Below are 18,345 nucleotides of genomic sequence, written 5' to 3' on the forward strand. Positions count from 1 at the left end.
GCGGACCCTCACCCCGGCCCGCTCAGGACTGGGCCGCCACCAGCGCGGCGTTGGCTCGCGCCAGCGGGCCTCCCTCGTGGGGAATCCGCTCGAAGTCGCCGCGCAGCGCCTTGAGGGCGAACTTCTCCAGGTCGATCTCCCGCCGCGTCCGCACCCCCAGCGCCCGCACCAGCTCCGCCAGTGGACCGAAGCCCAGCAGGCCGTGCTGCAGCAGCAGCCCCGCGGCCACCCCGCTGACGATCTTCCACCTCGGGCCGTCCTTGGCCGCCAGCACCAGCCCGAGCGCCGAGACCGCGGACGCCGCCACCGTCACCACCCGGTTCAGGTCCCACTCCTTCTCGAGCTTCTCCAGGTAGCGGCTGATCTCCGAGCGGTCCATGTGCTCGGCCATGCTTTGGACGCACTTCTCCACCCGCGCATCAATCCGCCGGTTCACCCCATCCGGCGTGTGGGTACGCACCGAATCGGTCGACATCCGGTTCCAGGATTCCATCTCGCCTCCCTCCAGGCTGGCAGGCCATCTGTGCGAAGGTAGGGACGCACGCGCACACGGGTCAGCAGCGGCCACCGTGCCCGGCCGTCTGCCCGCCGATCCCCCCTGCTCGGTTCGCGAGCGGATGCCTAGCTTGGCCCGCGTGAATCGCCTTCCGCGCCTCCTGCTCGCCTGCCTGCTCGGTACCGCCTGCGTCCACCGCGATTATCCCCAATCGCTGCGCGTCTACGATGACATCCCGGACTCGGGGCCGGCCCTGTCGCTCGCCCTGTACCAGTCCGTGGGAGTGGGACTGCGGCCGGGTCACGTGGTGGAGCTGGTGCAGGACGCCGCCATCCCCGAGCGCCTCGAAGCGGAGATCCGCCAGGCCCGCGAGTCCATCCACCTGCTCGCCTCCAACTGGCGGACCGGAGCGGCCTCGGAGCGCCTCCTGAAGGCGCTGTCCGAGCGCCAGCCGGGCGTGGTGTGCCGCATCCTGGTGGATCCGCTCCACAGCCCGGGCTTCCAGGAGGCGGTGGGGACGCGGCTCGTCCAGGCGGGGTGCGAGGTCCGCGACTTCCGGCCCTTCGTCGGCGCGGAGGTGGTGTTCAACGATGAGCGGCTGCAGGCGCGCAACCACCGCCAGCTCTTCATCCGCGATGGGCGCAGCGGGCTCACCGGCGGCTCCGGCGTAGGGCCGGAAGGGAGTGACGCGAAGAAGCCGGCGGACACGGGGCGCGACACCTATGTCCACGTGGAGGGCCCAGCCGTGCGCCAGCTGCAGCAGGCCTTCGCCCGGGACTGGCAGGAAGCGGGCGGAGGACTGCTGCCGGAGTCGGCCTTCCCCACGCTCGAGCCGCGCGGCGAGGCGCATGCGGGCTTCGTCGCGAGCACCGGCTCTCCCTCGCTCAGCCACTCCGAGCGCATGGTGCAGGTGCTCATGGCCGCGGCCCGGCGCCGCCTGTGGCTCACCAACGCGTGCTTCGTCCCCACCGCCGCCACCGTGGACACGATCATCCGCAAGGCCCGTGAGGGCGTGGACGTGCGCATCCTCGTGCCCGGCGACGAGGCCACCTCCGGCGTGCTCGCCGCCCAGCGCGCCTCCTACGAGCGCCTGCTGGAGAGCGGCGTGCGCCTCTGGGAGTACCGGTCCGCGCCCCTGTACGCCCGCACGCTCGTCGTGGACGACCAGCTGACGGCCGTGGGCTCCAACAACCTGGAGCCGAACGCGAGCGCGATGCTCGAGGAAGGGGCGCTCGTCGTCGAGGACGCGCCGCTCGCCCGTGCGCTCGCCGACAGCTTCGAACGTGACCTGGCACACGCGGTAGAGGTCCGCCGGGACGAGTGGCGGGAGCGCGGGTGGTTGGATCGCGTCGGCTCCGCGCTTCCCCCGTCGGCCACCGGTTGCCGCTGAGCGGGTAGTCCGGAGCCCTGTCCGGACACCCGCCACCCCACCCGGGGGAACCCGCTTCCCATCCAGCGGGCCTGGAGCATCCGCCGCCGGACAGAAGGGCCCTGAAGTGCCGGGCATCGCCCTTGCTCGAACAAGGCGCGATGAGATTCGCGCGCCTGCTCTGCTCTCTGTCGGTTGTCTGGCTGTTCGCCTGTGACCCCGAGGCCAACCCTCCACCCGCGGTGGATGGGGAACAGAACTCCATCACGGACAACCCCGTGCCCCAACCGCAGGGGCCGCGGAACGACCACCCGCCGCCTCCGCCACAACCTCCTCCGTCACAACCTCCTCCGTCACAACCTCCTCCGTCACAACCTCCTCCGCCACAACCTCCGCCTCCGGTGCCCGAGGAACAGCGGACCTTCGTCCTGCCGCCGGTGCAGGAGTCCTTGCAGGAGTACGAGCTCATCCTGCCGCCGGACGTGCTGGAGAAGTTCTACGCGGACAAGTACACGCCGGAGCAGGACGCCATCTTCCGCCACGCGGGGGTGAGCTATCCGGTGAAGGTGCGCCTGCGTGGGGCGTCCGCCCGGGACTTCCCCAAGAAGAGCTGGAACGTGAGCTTCGAGAACGGCACGCGCTTCGAAGGGCGCAACTCGCTCAACCTCATCGCCGAATACCAGGACGCGTCGATGTTGGCGGAGAAGCTCGCCTATGACCTGCTGGCCGCCATGCGCCTGCCGACGCCGCGCACGAAATACGTGCGGCTGCGCATCAACGGCCGCTACGAGGGGCCCTTCCTGGACATCGAGCAGGTCAACAAGTCCTTCCTGCGCGCCCATGAGTTCCCGGACCAGGACGCCTCCATCTACCGCGCCGGCTGGAAGGACACCGAGCTGAAGCTGCGCTCCTGGAAGGTGCCCTACCAGGGCGATTGGTCGAAGAAGACGAACGAGAAGGAGCCCGACGACGCGCTCGACGAGGTGCTGTACGTCATCAACCGCACGCCCGAGCCGGAGCTCCCCAAGGCGCTCGAGCGGCACCTGGAGCTGGAGTGGTACCTGCGCTCCATGGTCATGGACGCGCTCATGGCCAACAACTACGTGGAGGACTCGGAGAGCTACTTCATCCACGACCGGGTGACGGACCGCTGGGTGTACGTGGCCTGGGACCTCAACAACGTGGACGCGCGCTGGTGGTACGAGATTGCCCTCGTCGATCAGCCAGTGCCCATCTACAAGCACCCGCTCTTCCCCTTCACGCTCACCGACGGGGCGGTGGCCACCCGGTACCAGCAGCGCAAGAGCATCCACCCGGGCTACCTGCCCGTCTTCAACAACCTGGGCACCCGTGTGGTGATGAACCCGGAGCTGCGCGAGCGGCTGGTGGCCCGGCTCGATAAGGCGATGAATGAGCTCTTCACCCTGGAGGTGATGGGGGCCCACATCGACAAGCTGCACGCGCTGCTGGCGCCGCACATGGCCGGGGATCCGTACATGGACAAGGCGAAGTTCCAGAAGGGCCGCGCCTGGATGAGGGACTTCGTCCGCCTGCGCCGCGCGTTCGTCCTGAAGGAGCTGGAGCGCTACCGCACGCGCAAGCCCGGCCTGGTGCTGGAGGCGCTGGACGCGCGCGAGTGCTGGGTGGAGCTGCGCAACCGGGGCACCGGGCCGGTGTCGCTCGGAGGCATGGTGTTGACCACGCACCTGCGGCGCAGCATCCCCGAGCTGCTGAGGCCCGAGCTTCCAGCGCGGTCACCCGAGGAGGCGCCGTCGTATGGCCCGCCCGCGGGCACGGTGCTCCCGGGCCTCACGCTGAGACCGGACGAGCGCGTGCGCTTCTCCGCCACCGAGCTGGGCCTCACCTTCACGCCCGATGGGGAGATTGGCATCTTCGACGGGCAGTCCGTGGTGGGGATGAAGGACGCCCTCTTCTACGGGAAGTTGCCGGACGGGAAGCACTACGAGCGCGCCAGCGATGGGCACTGGCAGGTGCGTTGAGTGAGCCGCGCCAGCGGACAGGGGCCCGGGGGAGCCCCGCCGCTGGCGCGAATCACCTCAGTGGGTATTGCAGCCCTCCTCACCGAGCGCCAGGGTGGTGAGGATCCCCCCGCACTCCTCGCCGATGGCCTTGGTGGTGATGGGCTCACAACCCTCTTCACCCAACGCCAGGGTCGTGACCTGCGAGTTGCCGCCGCGCACGTTCTCCAGGTCCTTCGTGGGCAGCTCGTAGTCGATGAACGTCTTCTTGCCAGTCTTCCTCATCACGTTCTCCTTTGGATGCGGGTGCACCCGGGAAAGGGGGTGCCCTTGACTGGGATGGAGTACGTGGGTGTGGCTTGTGAGAGGGCACCCGGCCCTCCAGGACGAGCCGCCCGGACGCTCGCCGGACGGCCCTCATCTCGTTCAGGGATGTGACCGAAGTGGCTCGATGCTCTCTCACTCGATGCTCCCTCTCCCCCCGGGAGAGGGTTGGGGTGAGGGTATCCGAGCCCGTTCTTTCAACCCGTGGCCCTCAGTGTTGACAGAGGGTTCAACCCGGGGCCCTGGCACCCTCACCCCGTCCCTCTCCCGAAGGGAGAGGGGAAATGGTCGCGGACCTACCTGAAGGGGCTCAGGCGCGCCGCTCGACCAGACGCTCGCGGGCGGTGGTCACGGGCGCGCCACGAGACCGGGTGTCCCTACGGCCCGCCCGCACCAGCCCCCACCCCGCCCCCAGCAGCAGGGCCCCGAAGAGGAGGAAGCCCACGTCCCACGCGAGCTGCCCCGCGCCGGGGTGGACGTGGTGGATGCCCAGCAATTGATGGTCGATGAGCCCCTCCACCACGTTGAAGGCGCCCCATCCGATGGAGAGCGAACCGACGAAGGTGCGGGTGGACCAGGGCACGTCGGGGCGCTGGCCCGCGCGCCACAGCAGGCCGAGCCCGAGCGCCGTCATCAGCCACGTGAAGGCGTGGAAGAGGCCGTCCCAGAACATGTTGACCTTCATCGCGACGAGGTCCGTGGGAGGCAACTGGCTCGAGAGCATGTTGTGCCACTGGAGCAACTGGTGCAGCAGGATGCCGTCGATGAAGCCGCCCAGGCCCGTGCCGAGCAACACGCCCGCCGAGATGAGGGCTCCCTGATGCCGTGGAATGCCAGCCATGGACCTTCCCCTTTGCGCGGTCACGATGGACGCCCGGGCTCGTTCCTGGTGCGTTCGGAGGGCATGCCGGGCGGCGGCAGCCCGATGCGGTACAGCAAGGCGCTGAGGGCCCCGATGAACAGGAATGGCACGACCATCATCACCAGGTAGCGCCAGAAGTCCTCGCCCAGGACGGACGCCCTCACCGCCTGGGAGGTCGCGCAGTTGGGACAGGCGGACGCGGCCGTCGTCACCCACACGCTCGCGAGCAGGACGATGGCCACGAGCCGGCTGTGTCTCATCGGGCGGACCCCCGGGTAGATGCTTCGCTCCGAGGGTACGCACGGCGAATGCATGCACGAGAGAAGCAGGCAGTCGGGTGAGGGAGGGGACGCCAGGGGCTTCCCCGCTGGAGTCCATCGCACGGGACCCTGAATGCGAACCGCGAGACGGGGTGAGCGCGCAAGTGCGCCAGAAGTCTGGGACGGGTGATGGCAGGGCAACTGCACAACCCGGAGGAACCACTCCCTGTGGAACAAAGGATCCTCACATGCTTCGTCTGACGTCCGCCCTCCTCCTCGTCGTCATCACCACCGGCTGCGCGAGCACGACGGTGATTCGCTCCGACCCCAGCGGGGCCACGGTCCGGTCCCGCTCGGGCGAGGTGCTCGGCAAGACGCCGTACGAGCACAGCGACTCCGCCATGGTCAATCACTCCGAGAGCTTCGTCGTCGAACTGGAGGGCTACGAGACCGAGTACGTCACCATCAAGCGCGACCAGTGGAACGGCCTGCGCACCGCGGGCGGAGTCATCGGGGGGCTGTTCATGCCGCCCGTCTTCGCCATCCTGCTCTGGGCCACGGATTACAAGGAGGCGTACCAGGTGGAGCTGAGGGAAGCGCCGGAGCAGCAGGAGGGCGAAGCGCTCCAGCCGGTACGGGCCTCCCGCCGCGCGGCGCCCGAGCGTCAGCGCAGCTCCCGACGCTGAGCCCCCGTGGCTCAGTGGGCGGGCGCGGTCAACGCCGAGCGCAGGGCCTCGAGCTCCCGCTTCACCTCGGGCGAGGGCTCGTCCGCGAGCAGCTTCTCGATACGGACCGGGACTTCCTGCTGGGTCAGGGGCTCCAACTTGGGCAGCAACCGGGGCAGGTCCTGCTTCAACGTCCCCAGGAAGCGGAGCCGGTCCTCATTCGAGTACACCTTGCGCTCCGAGACCGTGGTGAGTGCGCCGATCGCCACCTTGCCCAGGCCCATCCGGATCTGGGCCATCCCCGACTCGAACGCCTCGCGATTGCGGATGTCGGTGGGAGGAACCTGGTCGATCGCCTCCATCATCTCCGCGGCCGCATGGGTGACGAAGGCCTGGAGCTCGATCATCTCCGTCGAGAAGCCGCCGCTCGCCGCGTTGGCCCCGATGTACAGCATGAGGAGCTGCGAGGCCGGCTCCATCATGGAGCCCGCGAGCTGGACCCGGGCCAGCGGAGCCACCTGGAGCCGCTCGATCGCGTCCACGTTCTCGAAGGACGTCAACCGGGCGAAGAGCGGGCCGGAGCGGGTGCTCTGATAGCGCGGCAGCTCGGGAGGGCTCTTCTGCGCGAGCGCGGAGAGCGCCTGCGCGGCCGCGGCATAGTCCTGGCCACTCCAGCTGCGCTCCGGCGAGGGGACGCCAAGCGCCACGTACTGCTCCAACCCGAGGGAGTCATCCTTCTCAGCGGGCGGAGCGGGCGGGGACACCTGGGAGGAGTCAGGTGCCCTGCCCTCGGACGCGGCGGAGGTCGTGGCGGAAGGAGTGGCACAAGCAGCCAACAGCAGGACGAGCGAGCCAGAAGCCAGAAGTCGAGTCGACATCCGGCATTCAAGCCCTGGGCATTCCATCCTCGTCAAGGAGAGGAAGCGCCCGCCTGGAGGTAGCTCTCCAGCACCAGCTTGCGCAGGGGCAGGAACTGGTCCCTGAGCGCCGGGGAGATGGCGAAGCGGCCCGGGTCCGCCGGGTCATCGTTCTCCGTGCTGTGGACGAAGTTGGCCGAGGCGGGCCACGTCAGGCCCCCACCCACCGGCCTGCCACTGTTGCGCTGGTGGCAGCCGCCGCAGGACAGGGCCTGGGCACGGGAGACGATGTCATGGGGGGTCAGCGTGCTGCCCACCCGGGCGAGCTCCTGGCCGATGGCCTGGTGGAACGGGCTGGGGCCCGGGCCGAACTGGGCCATGTAGTCATCCACGCCGCCCCGGGTCTGGGAGTCGTTCTGGGCGGCGTTGAACTGATCCGGCACCGCGTAGCTGAAGCGGTTGAGGTCATTGATGGCCAGGCTGGCCACCTGGGTGACGAAGTGGCTCTGGAAGCTGGAGGCCCGAGGGTCGGTGGACGCCGGGTTGAACAGGCCGCCAAAGGGGTTGGTCTTGACCGTCGCCGGGACGAACTTCAGCGTGCACGAGGGCTGGGAGAGGCAGTCGCTCACCAGCTTGAACTCGCGCATCATCCACGGCACGGGAGGCGCGGTGGGCCCGCCCTGGAGGAACTGGTTGGTGCGCACCTGGCCCAGACCCCCCGGGTTGTTGCCGTAGTGGTTCATGCCCACCACCGGCTCGAAGCCCGGCAGCCCCGTGAAGTAGAAGGATTCCAGCTTGCTGGCGCGCGACATGGGGTCGGGGTCCGCGGACAGCCCCGCCCAGAAGTTGGCCACCGGCCGGCAGCCCTCGAGCCCCAGCTCGGGCTGGGGGTTGGGCAGCACCGCCTCGAAGATCATGAAGTTGCGGTTGGCGGGCGCGGAGGGGAGCTTCGCCAGGACGATGCGGTACTCGCCGCAGTTCGAGCCGTCCACGGGCGCCAGGTCGAAGCGATTGTAGAGACCCACCGCCGCATAGCTGTCCAGGTTGATGACCGAGCCGAGCCGCGCCTGACCGCCCTCGCTCGGGCGGCACACGTAGGGGAAGCCGTTGAGGGTGTTGCCCAGATCGGTGCAGTGCGGCATGCCCGGCAGGTCCGGCTGCCCGGGCGCGGGGTTCTGCGTGTCCCACAACTGGCGGAAGAGCTGCTCGGCGGTGAAGCCCCCCCCGCCATTGTCCGCGGCCAGCTTGCTGAACACCCGCCGCCCGTTGAACCGGGCCAGGATGCTCTTCTCCGTCACGGCCAGCGAGCGGCGGATGTCGATGGGAGCCACGACCGGCGCTTCCCCGACGGCAGGATCCGGGAGCGACACGCCGATACCACCGCGGTCGGAGTGCGGTGCTTCCGCCTCCGAGGGCATCCCCTCACATGCACTCAGCATCGAGGCGGCGACCGCCATCAGACACACCCGATTGAAACGTTCGTGGCCCATGGAATTCCCTTTCGTGAGGTCCGCTGAGTTGGACCCGTGAGCCGCTCCGGCGGGCAAGGGCTCCCGGATTTTCTCCGGAGCCCCCCGGGCACGCCCCTGGGATGTGACGCGGGCCACAGCCCTCGTGTGAGGTGGCGCACCGCGCTCGCGCTCGAGGCCGCGCATTGTCCGAACCACTCCGGACAACGACACCGGCCCGGAGTGAATGGACACGGGCAATGAGCAAGCAACAGGCACGGGCGTTGGAGCCCCATGTGTTGGTCCTCGATACGCAACAGAGCTACAAGCGCCTGGAGGAGGATGCGCTCATCCGGGTGCTCCGGGAGGGATGCCGGCGCTTCGCCGTCCACCGTCTCCCCTACCGGCTCTCCCCGGTCGTCCTCGGCCTCCCCGGGCTGCTGCTCCACCTGTTCCTGCTCGCCGCCGTCCATACCTTCGAGCGCGCGCGGTGGATGTATGCGCTCTGGGTCGTCTGCCGGGTGCTCCACTTCTGCCTGGATGCCATGGACGGCACCCAGGCCCGGCGCAACGGGACTCAATCCACCGCGCGCCACTTCTGGGACCACTGGGTCGACGTCATGAACTCGGCCATGGCCGTGCTGATCGTGGCGCAGCTCGGCCCCCGGAATGGCGTCTACTTCCTGCCCTACATCCTGCTGACCGCCACCGGGCAGCTGTTCTTCTACCTCGGGCTGTGCCGCTACTTCGCCACGGGCGTCATGCGCGATCCCTACATCAACCACCTCTGGAACTATGTCTTCTGTCTCTTCCTGGGGTTGTCGGTGTGCCTCGGCGGCGTGGAGCTCCTCGAGGAGCCCTCCTTCCAGCTCGTCTACGCGGCCCTGAGCCTCCTGGCCTTCGGCGCCGGCTTCTGGTCCCTGTTGCAGGACCTCGTGCTCATGTACCGCTCGCCGCTCTCCTCCCTGCGCTTCTACGTGCGGATCCTCACGGCGCCCGTGCTCATCCTCGGCCTGTACGTCACCTGGCTGCGGGACTGGAGCGATGTCTTCTCCGCCCGGGCCCTGGTCTCCCTCGCCATGGGCAGCCTCGCGGTGGGCGTCCATGCGCGCCAGCTCGTCAACAAGCCTCCGGCGTGGCTGACCCTCGAGGGCGCGCTGTTCCTCCTGGTGCTTCCGCTCTCGGGCTTGCCCCCGGCGCTCCAGCCCGCGCTCCGCCACGCGCTGCTGCTGGTGATGGTGCTGACCCTGGTCATCAGCATGGTCCGTCACCTCCGGGAGATGATCTCCCAGTACCCGGAGATCGGCTTCCCGTTGGTCTGGCTGCCCTCGACGCACAGACCCGTGCTCCAGCACGTGAGCAACAAGCTCGCGGCCTGAAAACGGGAATCCGCTTGTCAGCGGACAATCCTCCGCTATATTGGATGGCGCATGTTTCCTCCGCGCCACGCTTGCTGCCGCTGTCCGGCTTTGACGGTGGGTCTCCACCCCGTCGAGCGGCGATAGGACTGCTGCGCGACAGAGGAAGAGAGAGCCCACCCCCCATGAGGGCCCGGTGGGCTTTCGAGCCTCTATGCTCGATCGCAGCCGAGCCTCGGTCCGGGTCACCCCAGGAGAGGACAGGAATGCGAGCTGCGAACATCGAACGAGCGAAGGGCCGCGACAGGAAGAGCGTGCGTGCACAGGCCGCGCTCGTGCTGGCCATGACGGCGGTACTGGTCCACGGGCCCGCGCTGGCCGAGGAACCCGCGCCGGCACAGGCCCCGGAGCCACCGGCGGACACCACCACCGCCACCACCGCCGAGCGGCTGGCGGAGCTGGAGCAACAGGTCCGCCTCCTCCAGAGCCAGCGCGAGCAGGAGCAGCAGCAGGCGGCCGAGGAGAAGAAGAAGGGCGTCTCCGTGACGGCCGCGCCCGGCAAGGGACTCACCGTCACGACGGACGACGGCCGCTTCGGGCTGACGGTCCGGGCGCGCGCTCAGCTGCGGGAGACGCTCGCCCGCGACAAGGACAAGACGACCCAGGAGATCAACGTGAAGACGTTGCGCCTGATCACCCAGGGGCATGTCCTCACCACCGACCTCAAGTACAACATCCAGCTCGCCTTCGGCGGCAACGACTTCGAGACGGGCAGCTCCTCGCCCATCTTCGACGCGTTCATCGACTACACGCGCATCCGCGATCTCAACGTGCGAGTCGGGCAGTACTTCGTTCCGTTCGATCGGGCCCGCACCATCCGGGAGTTCGCGCTCCAGCTCGTCGACCGGCAGCAGGTGGTGCAGGAGCTGACGCTGGATCGCGACGTCGGCCTGATGCTGTACTCGAACGACCTCGCGGGGCTGAACGGCCTGCTGGGCTATCACCTCTTCATCGGCGGCGGCGAGGGACGCAACCGCTTCGGCGCCCAGGCGACGGGCGGCATCTATGTCGCGCGCCTGGTGCTCCGGCCGTGGGGCGCCTTCGATGATGATCAGGAAGGAGACCTCCAGCGGCTCCCCAAGCCGCGCCTCGCGCTCGGGGTCGCCGGTGGCTACAACCAGGGGACGAATCGCCAGCGGTCGACCACGGGCAACGCGCTGACGCTCGGGACGCTCGACTACAGGCACGCCGCCGCCGATGTGGTCTTCAAGTACAGCGGCTTCTCGTTCCTCGGCGAGGCCGTCGTCCGCTCGGCGGGACGCGACTTCCTCGAAGGCACCAACGCGAGCGGGGCGACGGTCCGCGAGTACGCCCGCTCCGGTTGGGGCTACTTCCTCCAGGCCGGCATGATGGTGCACCCGCTGGTCGAGGTCGCCGCCCGGTGGGACCACCTGTTCGCCTTCGCCGGGACGGATCCCGCGCTCGTCACCCAGGTCAACACCCAGGGAAGACAGGTGGGCGGTGGACTCAACGTCTACCTGAACGGTCACGCGTTCAAGCTGCAGACCGACTACTTCTACATCTTCGGCCATGACCGGTCCGCGGGCCGGCATGTCGCGCGGCTCCAGCTCGACGCCTCCTTCTGAGTGCCGGAGCAGTCCATGCCTGGGATGGACCGGGTCACCCGCCGTCCCGTGCCGGCCCGGTGTCCTGCCCGGCACATGACCTGAAAAGTCACCCCGCCCATCTGCCCAATCAGGTAGAGTGTCCCGGTTCGGAGGCATACCGGCCATGACCCTCGCCACCACGGGCTTGTCCCCATTTCCCCCTGAGCTGTTCCTCGTCCTCGCGGCCTCGCTGCTGCTCTGGAGCCGGGTGCATCGGGTCCTCCTGCGGCTCATGGCCTGGTGCTGCTTCGAATGGGGCGCCTTCCGCGCGGCCCTCGCGCTCGCCACGCTCCTGGAGTGGCTTCCCCTCGCGGCACCGATGCGAGCCAGGCTGTGGCGGGAGAAGCTCTACGCACACTCGGCGCTCGGCCATACCGGAACGGCCGTCGCGGGTGCCCGCCGCCTCGCCGTCCATGCCAAGGCGGATGGCTGCCTGCTCTGCGCCACCTGCGTGGTCAACCTCTTCATCAACGCGGGCCTCTACCTGGAGGCACTCGACATCGAACGGAGCTGGCAGGGCCCATCCGAGCCCGAGCTGCTGCCCGTCGAGCGGGATGAGTGGACCATGGTCCGGTTCAACCTCGTCGAGGCCGTCTACAACCTCGGCGGCTGGGGGGCCGCCAGCGCGCGCCTGTCCGCCCTGGAAGAGGCTGCGCGCACGTATCCCTTCCTGTGGAACTTCTTCCCCGTCCAGCGGGCGTGGATCCTCGCGCACACGGGGCGCGGTGAGGAGGCGCTCGCCGCCCTGGAGAACGTGGACCGCCAGCGAGTGAACCGGGTGTACCGGAGCGAGGTCCACTTCACCCGGGCCGCGGCACTCCTGGCCCTGGGCCGGTACGAGGAAGCGGAGAGGGAAGCGCGCAGGGGCTCGAGGCTCGCGCGCCGGGTGTCGAGCACGCGCAACGGGCTGTTCCTGCTCGGGCGCATCACCATGGCGGCGGGACGCCTGGAAGAAGCCCTGCGCTTCTTCGAGGCGGGCGCTACGCACCCCTACAAGGGCCAGGGCGGGGACGGCTTGCTGGCCTGGGGTGACTGCCTCGCGAGGCTCGGCCGCCAGGAGGAAGCCCGCGAGGCTTGGGGGCTGGTGCTCGCGAGGGACGCGCAGAGCGGTGCGGCCTCGGAGGCGGCCTCACGGCTCGGTCTCCATGAGCGCCGCCCAGCCACCTCGGCTGACCTGAACAGGGCCGCGGGGGCTTGAAGCGAAAGCACCTGTCAGGGGAGCACTCGCGGGTTGAATGGCAAGGTAACAACGAAGGTGGTTCCAGCATTCTCAGTGCTATCAAACTCCAGTGTGCCCGCATGCCGTTTGGTGATGATGCCATGACTGAGCGACAGCCCCAGCCCCAGCCCTTCCCCTGGCCGCCTGGTCGTGAAGAACGGTTCGTAGATCCTTTCGCGAACCGCTACCGGAATCCCGGTCCCGTTGTCCTGGATGCGAATCTCCACACGGCCGTCCCGGCGGAGGGTGGAAATGCGAACGGCCGGAACATATCCGTTGAGCCCTTTCCTGTGCTGCTCGCCGACGGCCTGGAGGGCGTTGTTCAGAAGGTTTAGCAGAGCGCGCCCCAGTTCCTGAGGGATGACCTCGACCAGGGGGAGTCCCGGCTCGAGAACTCTCTCAACCGAGACCTGGAAGCCAGACCGCTGGCCCTTTGCATCCTGAAGGACGAGTCCGATGTGCTCCTCGATGAACCGGTTGAGGTCGACCAGACTCCGCACTCCTGGCCGCACGGCTGAATGCTCCATCATGCTGCGGACAATTCCATCCGCGCGTTTTCCATGCTCGGCAATCTTCTGGGCTGTCTGTCCGCAGTCGCTGGCGAGCATCACCAGGCCAGCCTGCTTGTCTGCTGGCAAGCTCTTGAGCTCTTGCAACAACTCATCCGTCATCTCCACCAGCGAGAGCGAGAAGTTGTTGACGAAGTTGAGCGGGTTCTTGATTTCATGCGCAACTCCCGCCGCAAGCTGCCCCATTGAAGCTATCTTCTCCGCCTGAACAAGCTGCTCTTGCTTACGGAGAATCTCCTCATTGGCCTGCCGGAGCTCGATATTCCGCAACCGGTAGATCTCGCCCTCGAGCGCCTGGCGCCTGACAGCCTCGCTCTGTTTCTTGGCTTCGTTGATTCGATTCGCCAGCGCAAGCGCGAACAGAATCATTTCCATTGCCGAACCAATCATGACGAGGTGCCGGGTAACGAAGCTGGTAGGCAGCCACCCCTGATTGGAGAGGGGAACAAGAACAACGGCCATGCACAGCGTGCTCCAGCCCGCGAGGAAGAAGCGCGCTGGCTGGAAGCCACGCCTCCAAACGACAACAGGAACCACGAGCAACAACACCCCAGACACCAGCGCCCAGGCGTTCCCAATGATGAGTGACACTCGAACCGGCACGAACGCGGCAAGCATCGTAGAGAGGCCGCAGACCGCAACCATGACGAGCAGGAGCCGATCCAGCTTGGGCACCGTTCTGGAGGTATGCAAGAACGAGCGCGCGAACAGCACGACGAACAGCCCCCCAAGATGCGCGAAAGCCTGAGGAATCCGCACCAACCAGGGGCCACCGTCGGGAAAGTATTCATAGCCGAGCCCTGAAAACCTCAACAGGATGAACTGGCCAAAGAAAACGATATAGAGGACATAGTAGAGGTATGCCCGGTCCCTCAGAAAGACGTACAAGACCGTGTTGAACAGCACCATGCTGGCCAATATGCCGACGTAGATCCACCATGGAATCAGGAGAGACGCAGCGACTCGCATCAACTCGTCGCCAGCAAGGATTTCCATGGGCAGACTCATGAGGGACGAAGTTTGAACGCGGATGTAGACGGTGACCGGTTCAGCGTCTACCTCAGGCAGTTGGAAGACATGAAATCGGTGGGCAACCTCCCGCCTGGCCCATGGGACTCGTGACCCACCAACCCGGACATCAAAAGACCCGTCCGGCCGCTGAAAGTAGACGTCTACATGCTCCAGGGGTGCGTTCATCACAGCCAGGACCCAGCGCCGTTCTGGCGCCAGATCCTTTTTGAGATAGGAGAAGCGCACCCAGTAGACACTGCGCGAGAAGCCATAGGTTGGCGGGTCCATTGACGAGCGGATGAATCGCTGGGCAACCTCGGCCCGAGATACATCCTCGATTGTCAATGCCTGGGACTCATCCTCCAACACGAACAGGCCCTGCCCGAAGTGCCAGCGGTCTCGTGAGCCATCCACCACGACATCCGGTTGAGCCGCAAAGGAGGCCGACACGCTGATGAAGAACAGAAAGAGCGCGATTGTTTTGGGCCTCCTCGAGCACTTCACCATGGGATTGACGCTCCTCGGTGTTCCGCCACTCTGTACCGTCCTTAAAGGACGCCGCGTTCCTGGAGACAGTAGCAAGAGCAGTCGCAAGACCCCAGACGCCAGGCCGGGCGTGCTCCTGGCGCTCCCTCGACCGGGAGCGTCGTCTCTCAGAGGACGCGTTGCGCATCCGCGATGAGGTGGCCATCCTCCAGGCCGTGAAAGCGGCGCTGGTGAAGATCGTCAGCCGGGGCAGCTCTATCCTCTCGGGCGAGTTCCTGCTTGCCCGGGAGATGCACGAGGCACAGGCCCGGGAGCACTCGCGAACCCGGTCCGCTCGAGCCGCGCTAGAGTGCGCGGCCGATGCCTCTGCCCATCCGGTTGGTGCTGCTACGCCCGCGCAACGCGGAGAACCTGGGTGCCGCCGCCCGGGCCATGAAGAACTGCGGCCTGTCCGAGTGGACCTGGGTCCATCCCGAGGCCGAGGACCTCGCTCCCGCCCGCCGGCTCGCCGTCCACGCCGAGGATGTGCTGGAGGCCTCGGGCCGCGCCGATACGCTCGACGCCGCCGTGGCCGACTGCGTCTGGGTGGTGGGCACCAGCTCGCGAAAGGTGGAGGGCAAGCGCCGGCTGTCCCCTCGCGCCGTGGCCGAGGAGATGATCCAGCGCGCCGCCCAGGGGCCCGTGGCCCTCGTCTTCGGCGACGAGCGCAGCGGGCTCACCAATGCCGAGGTCGAGCGCTGTCACGATCTGTCCGCCGTCCCCACCGCGCCCGAGCAGCCCTCCATCAACCTCGCCCAGGCCGTGCTGCTGTACGCCTATGAACTCCGCATGGCCACGCTCGCCGCCTCGCCACCTCCCGCCGCTCCGCTTCCCGTCGCGGCCACGGACACCGAGCTGGCCCAGGTCGAGTCCGCCCTGGAGCAGGCCCTCGTCTCCGGCGGATTCCTCGTGGACGAGCAGGCCCGCGGGCGCACCGGACTCCGCGACCTGTTCGCTCCGCTTCGCCGCTCCCGGCTCACCCGCAAGGAGGCGAAGCTGTGGCTCGCCGCCCTGCACACGCTGGCCAAACGGCTGCGCGCGGGGAACGGGGGCGGGTGACCCCAGGGAGAGGGGCAACCCGAGACCCAGATACCCTCACCCCGTCCCTCTCCCGAGGGGAGAGGGGTTCTTGTCGCGGTGAGGGGTGAGTGGGTGGGACGATCCTTCGCTCAGCGCGCGGGGCCCAGCAGCTTCGTCATCAGCTTCGGGTCCTCCGGCAACAGCCCCGACTTCGGCAGCCGCTTGAGCAGCTCCTTCCAGCGCGGGTCGGCCTTGTACGTCTTCTGGAGCAGCGGCACCGCCTCGTCCACCTTCCCCACGTTGACGAGCGACACCGCGTGCCAGAACACCATCTCCGCGTTGCCCGGCGCCAACGCCTCCGCCTCCGAGTAGGCCTTCAGCGCCGCCTGCGTGTCGTTGCGCTCGATGGCCAGGTCTCCCTCGTTCATCAGGTTGTAGGCCCGCTGCAGCGTCACCAGCCGCCGCAGCTCCTTCAGCGGCGCCGTGTGGTCGTCCACCCGCAGGTCGAACTTCCGGTCCGCCCACGGCCGCCCCGTGGCCTTGCCCGACACCACGATGAGCGCCGCCGACTGCGTGCCCCGGATGTCACCGCCCTGCGCCTCCGCCGCCTCCAGCGCCGCCAGCATCCGCTCAGCCAGGTCCCCCTTCGTCTCCCGGTAGGCCTTCGCCATCGCCGGCCACACCGTGTCCTTCTCCATCATGTTGGCCTGCACCGAGAAGTTCTCCCCCACGATGTGGCCCGCCGCCGCGATGCACTTGTCCCCCGTGTGCGCCACCACCCGGCCCTGCGCGTCGATCATCCCCACCTGCCGCACCTGGCTCGCCGAGTCCGCCGCCAGCAGCCCCGCCAGCGACTGGGGGGCGCTCCGGCCCGCGCGCATCAGCTCCAGGCCGAGCTTCCCGTAGGACGGATCCACGAAGGACTGGGTGGCCACCGCCCCCACGCCCGCCTCGGCCCAGGGCACCGTCGAGCCCACCGAGAACCAGTGGGACTGCACCGCCACGCCCAGCTCCCCCGTCTCCGGGTCTCGCGCGACGATGGAGTAGGTGTGCACGGGCCGCTTGGGCACGGGCGCCGGCTCCGCGGCGAGCGCGGGCATGGCGAGCAGGACGAGCAACAAGATGGAACGCACCATGGAACCTCCGGAGAACGGGGCCGCGACACTGAGCGAGCGGGCGTCCAGCCGCAAGCGCTCTCCATCCCCCTGCCCTCTGGCGGTCGGCCCGGAGGCGCCCCCAGTAGTACGCCTCTCAGGTCCCTACCTTCTCTGAAGATTTCAACGTGGAAGGAGCCACCATGCGTCACATGCCCTACGAGCGGATGTCCATCAGCGACGGACCCGACGACTCGCCCAACGTCCCCGACCGGGAGGCGCCCCACGAGAAGGAGGACGGGCCCAAGCGCACCCCCAACGCCGCCGAGGGCACCGAGAAGGAGGAGCGCCGCATGCCGCAGGGCGAGCCCGGCCCCACTCCCGGCTCGGCCGAGGGGGGCGCCTTCGACGAGCCCTCGCGACATTGACTCGCGGCCGTTACAGTGGCCTCGAGCCATGAATCGCAAGCCCCCCGCCCGCCGCTCTCCGCCTCCCCCCCCCAACAAGCACACCCACCCCGGGCGCTGGGAGGGCAAGGCCAAGCCGGACTGGATCGCCCGTGCGCTCGCGCGGGCCGGGGTGCTGCCCCAGGAGGACGCCGAGGCCGCCATCAAGGCGGGCCGGGTCTCGATGAACGGGAAGGTGGTGAAGCAGCCCCTCGCCCCCGTCCTCCCTGGAGCCGCCGTGCGCGTGGACGGGTTGCCCGTGTCGCTCGAGGCGCCCACCCGCGTCCTGGCCTTCCACAAGCCCGCCGAGCTGCTCACTTCCACGGTAGGCCAGCATCGGGTGGGCACCGTCTATGACGTGCTCCTGCCCCAACTGCCCCAGGAGCTGGCCGGCTTCACCTGGCACGCGGTGGGGCGGCTGGACCGGGGCACCACCGGGCTGCTCCTCTTCACCAATGACGACAAGCTGGTGACGCACGCGACGTCCCCCGAGACGAACCTCCCCAAGCGCTACGTGGCCACCGTCTTCAGCGAGGCGGACGAGGAGAAGGTGGAGCCGTTGCGCCACGGCGTGAAGCTGGAGGACGGCCCCGCCCGGCCCGCGAAGGTCCGGCTGCGCGACGCACACACCGTGGAGGTCACCGTCACCGAGGGCCGCAACCACCAGGTGAAGCGGATGCTCGGCGCGGTGGGGCTGCCGGTGCGCGCCCTGCACCGCGAGGCCGTGGGCGGGGTGGAGCTGGACGTGCCCGAAGGCGCCTTCCGGCTCCTCACCGACGCCGAGGTCGCCGAGGGCCTCCTCTATACCCCGGGCAAGGCCTGAGGGTCCGACCCCCGGGCCACCGCCTCAGGACTGCCGCTTCAGGCTGCCCACGGTGAGCCCCGCCTGGCGCGGCTGCGCCCGGTTGATCTCATCCGCACGGGCCCGGGCCAACTCGGGCGCGGCGGAGGGCGAGCGCGCGGCGGCCGGCGCGGACGTTCGCCCCGCGGCCCCACCGAGCAACTGCTGGATGCGCGCCCAGCGCTCCTTCTCCTCGGCCATGAGGCGTTTGAGCTCCTCGCGGGCCGCGGTGTCCGGCAGCGTGTCAGCCGTGGCGGCGACCCGATCCAGGAAGGGCATCAGGTAGCCGATGTCCCTGTCGAAACCAGCGGGCTTCGCCATGTGCAGCCTCCTCG

The 18,345-nt window shown here is 68.5% G+C and carries 18 protein-coding genes; 9 read left to right on the forward strand and 9 right to left on the reverse strand.

All coding sequences use genetic code 11. The features are described 5' to 3' along the window. Window positions 1-22 precede the first annotated feature (22 nt). Complete coding sequence (locus tag NR798_RS33960; RefSeq protein ID WP_375766684.1) at window positions 23-475, reverse strand: hypothetical protein; 453 nt, start codon at window positions 473-475, stop codon at window positions 23-25. A gap of 160 nt (window positions 476-635) precedes the next feature. Between NR798_RS33960 and NR798_RS33965 the strand changes: the two genes are divergently transcribed. Beyond that, a complete protein-coding gene (locus tag NR798_RS33965; protein ID WP_375766685.1) occupies window positions 636-1,886 on the forward strand; it encodes a phosphatidylserine/phosphatidylglycerophosphate/cardiolipin synthase family protein in 1,251 nt (416 codons plus the stop codon). A gap of 380 nt (window positions 1,887-2,266) precedes the next feature. Further along, complete coding sequence (locus tag NR798_RS33970; RefSeq protein WP_375766686.1) at window positions 2,267-3,865, forward strand: CotH kinase family protein; 1,599 nt, start codon at window positions 2,267-2,269, stop codon at window positions 3,863-3,865. 57 nt (window positions 3,866-3,922) lie between these two features. On the opposite strand, the gene NR798_RS33975 is transcribed toward NR798_RS33970, so the two are convergent. The 3 genes from NR798_RS33975 to NR798_RS33985 all read right to left on the reverse strand — a co-directional run bounded on the left by NR798_RS33975 (window position 3,923) and on the right by NR798_RS33985 (window position 5,290). Continuing rightward, window positions 3,923-4,129: a hypothetical protein gene (locus NR798_RS33975; protein ID WP_375766687.1), complete on the reverse strand. Its 207-nt coding sequence runs from the start codon at window positions 4,127-4,129 to the stop codon at window positions 3,923-3,925. Between the two features lie 349 nt (window positions 4,130-4,478). Beyond that, window positions 4,479-5,009: a DUF2243 domain-containing protein gene (locus tag NR798_RS33980; protein WP_375766688.1), complete on the reverse strand. Its 531-nt coding sequence runs from the start codon at window positions 5,007-5,009 to the stop codon at window positions 4,479-4,481. A gap of 20 nt (window positions 5,010-5,029) precedes the next feature. Beyond that, the gene (locus tag NR798_RS33985; protein WP_375766689.1) at window positions 5,030-5,290 is read right to left on the reverse strand and encodes a hypothetical protein; all 261 of its coding nucleotides are present in this window, start codon (window positions 5,288-5,290) and stop codon (window positions 5,030-5,032) included. 248 nt (window positions 5,291-5,538) lie between these two features. Here NR798_RS33985 and NR798_RS33990 point away from each other — a divergent pair, with 248 nt between their 5' ends. Beyond that, entirely contained in the window at window positions 5,539-5,976 is a 438-nt protein-coding gene (locus NR798_RS33990; protein WP_375766690.1) for a PEGA domain-containing protein, read from the forward strand. Between the two features lie 11 nt (window positions 5,977-5,987). On the opposite strand, the gene NR798_RS33995 is transcribed toward NR798_RS33990, so the two are convergent. Both NR798_RS33995 and NR798_RS34000 read right to left on the reverse strand, forming a co-directional pair. Next, entirely contained in the window at window positions 5,988-6,833 is an 846-nt protein-coding gene (locus NR798_RS33995) for a hypothetical protein (RefSeq protein WP_375766691.1), read from the reverse strand. A 32-nt stretch (window positions 6,834-6,865) separates the two neighbouring features. Then, a complete protein-coding gene (locus tag NR798_RS34000) occupies window positions 6,866-8,302 on the reverse strand; it encodes a hypothetical protein (protein WP_375766692.1) in 1,437 nt (478 codons plus the stop codon). 218 nt (window positions 8,303-8,520) lie between these two features. On the opposite strand from NR798_RS34000, the gene NR798_RS34005 reads away from it, so the two are divergent. From NR798_RS34005 to NR798_RS34015, 3 genes are all read left to right on the forward strand, one after another. Continuing rightward, window positions 8,521-9,639 (forward strand): CDP-alcohol phosphatidyltransferase family protein, encoded by a 1,119-nt coding sequence (locus NR798_RS34005; protein WP_375766693.1) that lies wholly within the window; start codon window positions 8,521-8,523, stop codon window positions 9,637-9,639. A gap of 245 nt (window positions 9,640-9,884) precedes the next feature. Next, window positions 9,885-11,264 (forward strand): porin, encoded by a 1,380-nt coding sequence (locus NR798_RS34010; protein WP_375766694.1) that lies wholly within the window; start codon window positions 9,885-9,887, stop codon window positions 11,262-11,264. 145 nt (window positions 11,265-11,409) lie between these two features. Then, window positions 11,410-12,483 (forward strand): hypothetical protein, encoded by a 1,074-nt coding sequence (locus tag NR798_RS34015; protein WP_375766695.1) that lies wholly within the window; start codon window positions 11,410-11,412, stop codon window positions 12,481-12,483. 14 nt (window positions 12,484-12,497) lie between these two features. Here NR798_RS34015 and NR798_RS34020 read toward each other — a convergent pair whose 3' ends face one another. Beyond that, window positions 12,498-14,591 carry a 7TM diverse intracellular signaling domain-containing protein gene (locus tag NR798_RS34020; RefSeq protein ID WP_375766696.1) on the reverse strand — a complete coding sequence of 698 codons (2,094 nt, stop codon included), beginning with the start codon at window positions 14,589-14,591 and terminating at the stop codon, window positions 12,498-12,500. A gap of 339 nt (window positions 14,592-14,930) precedes the next feature. Here NR798_RS34020 and NR798_RS34025 point away from each other — a divergent pair, with 339 nt between their 5' ends. Next, complete coding sequence (locus NR798_RS34025; RefSeq protein WP_375766697.1) at window positions 14,931-15,668, forward strand: RNA methyltransferase; 738 nt, start codon at window positions 14,931-14,933, stop codon at window positions 15,666-15,668. Window positions 15,669-15,778: 110 nt separating this feature from the next. On the opposite strand, the gene NR798_RS34030 is transcribed toward NR798_RS34025, so the two are convergent. Then, complete coding sequence (locus tag NR798_RS34030; protein WP_375766698.1) at window positions 15,779-16,765, reverse strand: DUF1028 domain-containing protein; 987 nt, start codon at window positions 16,763-16,765, stop codon at window positions 15,779-15,781. 161 nt (window positions 16,766-16,926) lie between these two features. Here NR798_RS34030 and NR798_RS34035 point away from each other — a divergent pair, with 161 nt between their 5' ends. Then, complete coding sequence (locus NR798_RS34035) at window positions 16,927-17,151, forward strand: hypothetical protein (RefSeq protein ID WP_375766699.1); 225 nt, start codon at window positions 16,927-16,929, stop codon at window positions 17,149-17,151. A gap of 28 nt (window positions 17,152-17,179) precedes the next feature. Continuing rightward, window positions 17,180-17,992, forward strand: a complete 813-nt coding sequence (locus NR798_RS34040) for a pseudouridine synthase (protein ID WP_375766700.1) — start codon at window positions 17,180-17,182, stop codon at window positions 17,990-17,992. A gap of 24 nt (window positions 17,993-18,016) precedes the next feature. Here NR798_RS34040 and NR798_RS34045 read toward each other — a convergent pair whose 3' ends face one another. Beyond that, complete coding sequence (locus tag NR798_RS34045; RefSeq protein WP_375766701.1) at window positions 18,017-18,331, reverse strand: hypothetical protein; 315 nt, start codon at window positions 18,329-18,331, stop codon at window positions 18,017-18,019. Window positions 18,332-18,345: the final 14 nt, after the last annotated feature.

Source organism: Archangium gephyra (assembly GCF_042230915.1).
Taxonomy (GTDB): domain Bacteria; phylum Myxococcota; class Myxococcia; order Myxococcales; family Myxococcaceae; genus Archangium; species Archangium gephyra_B.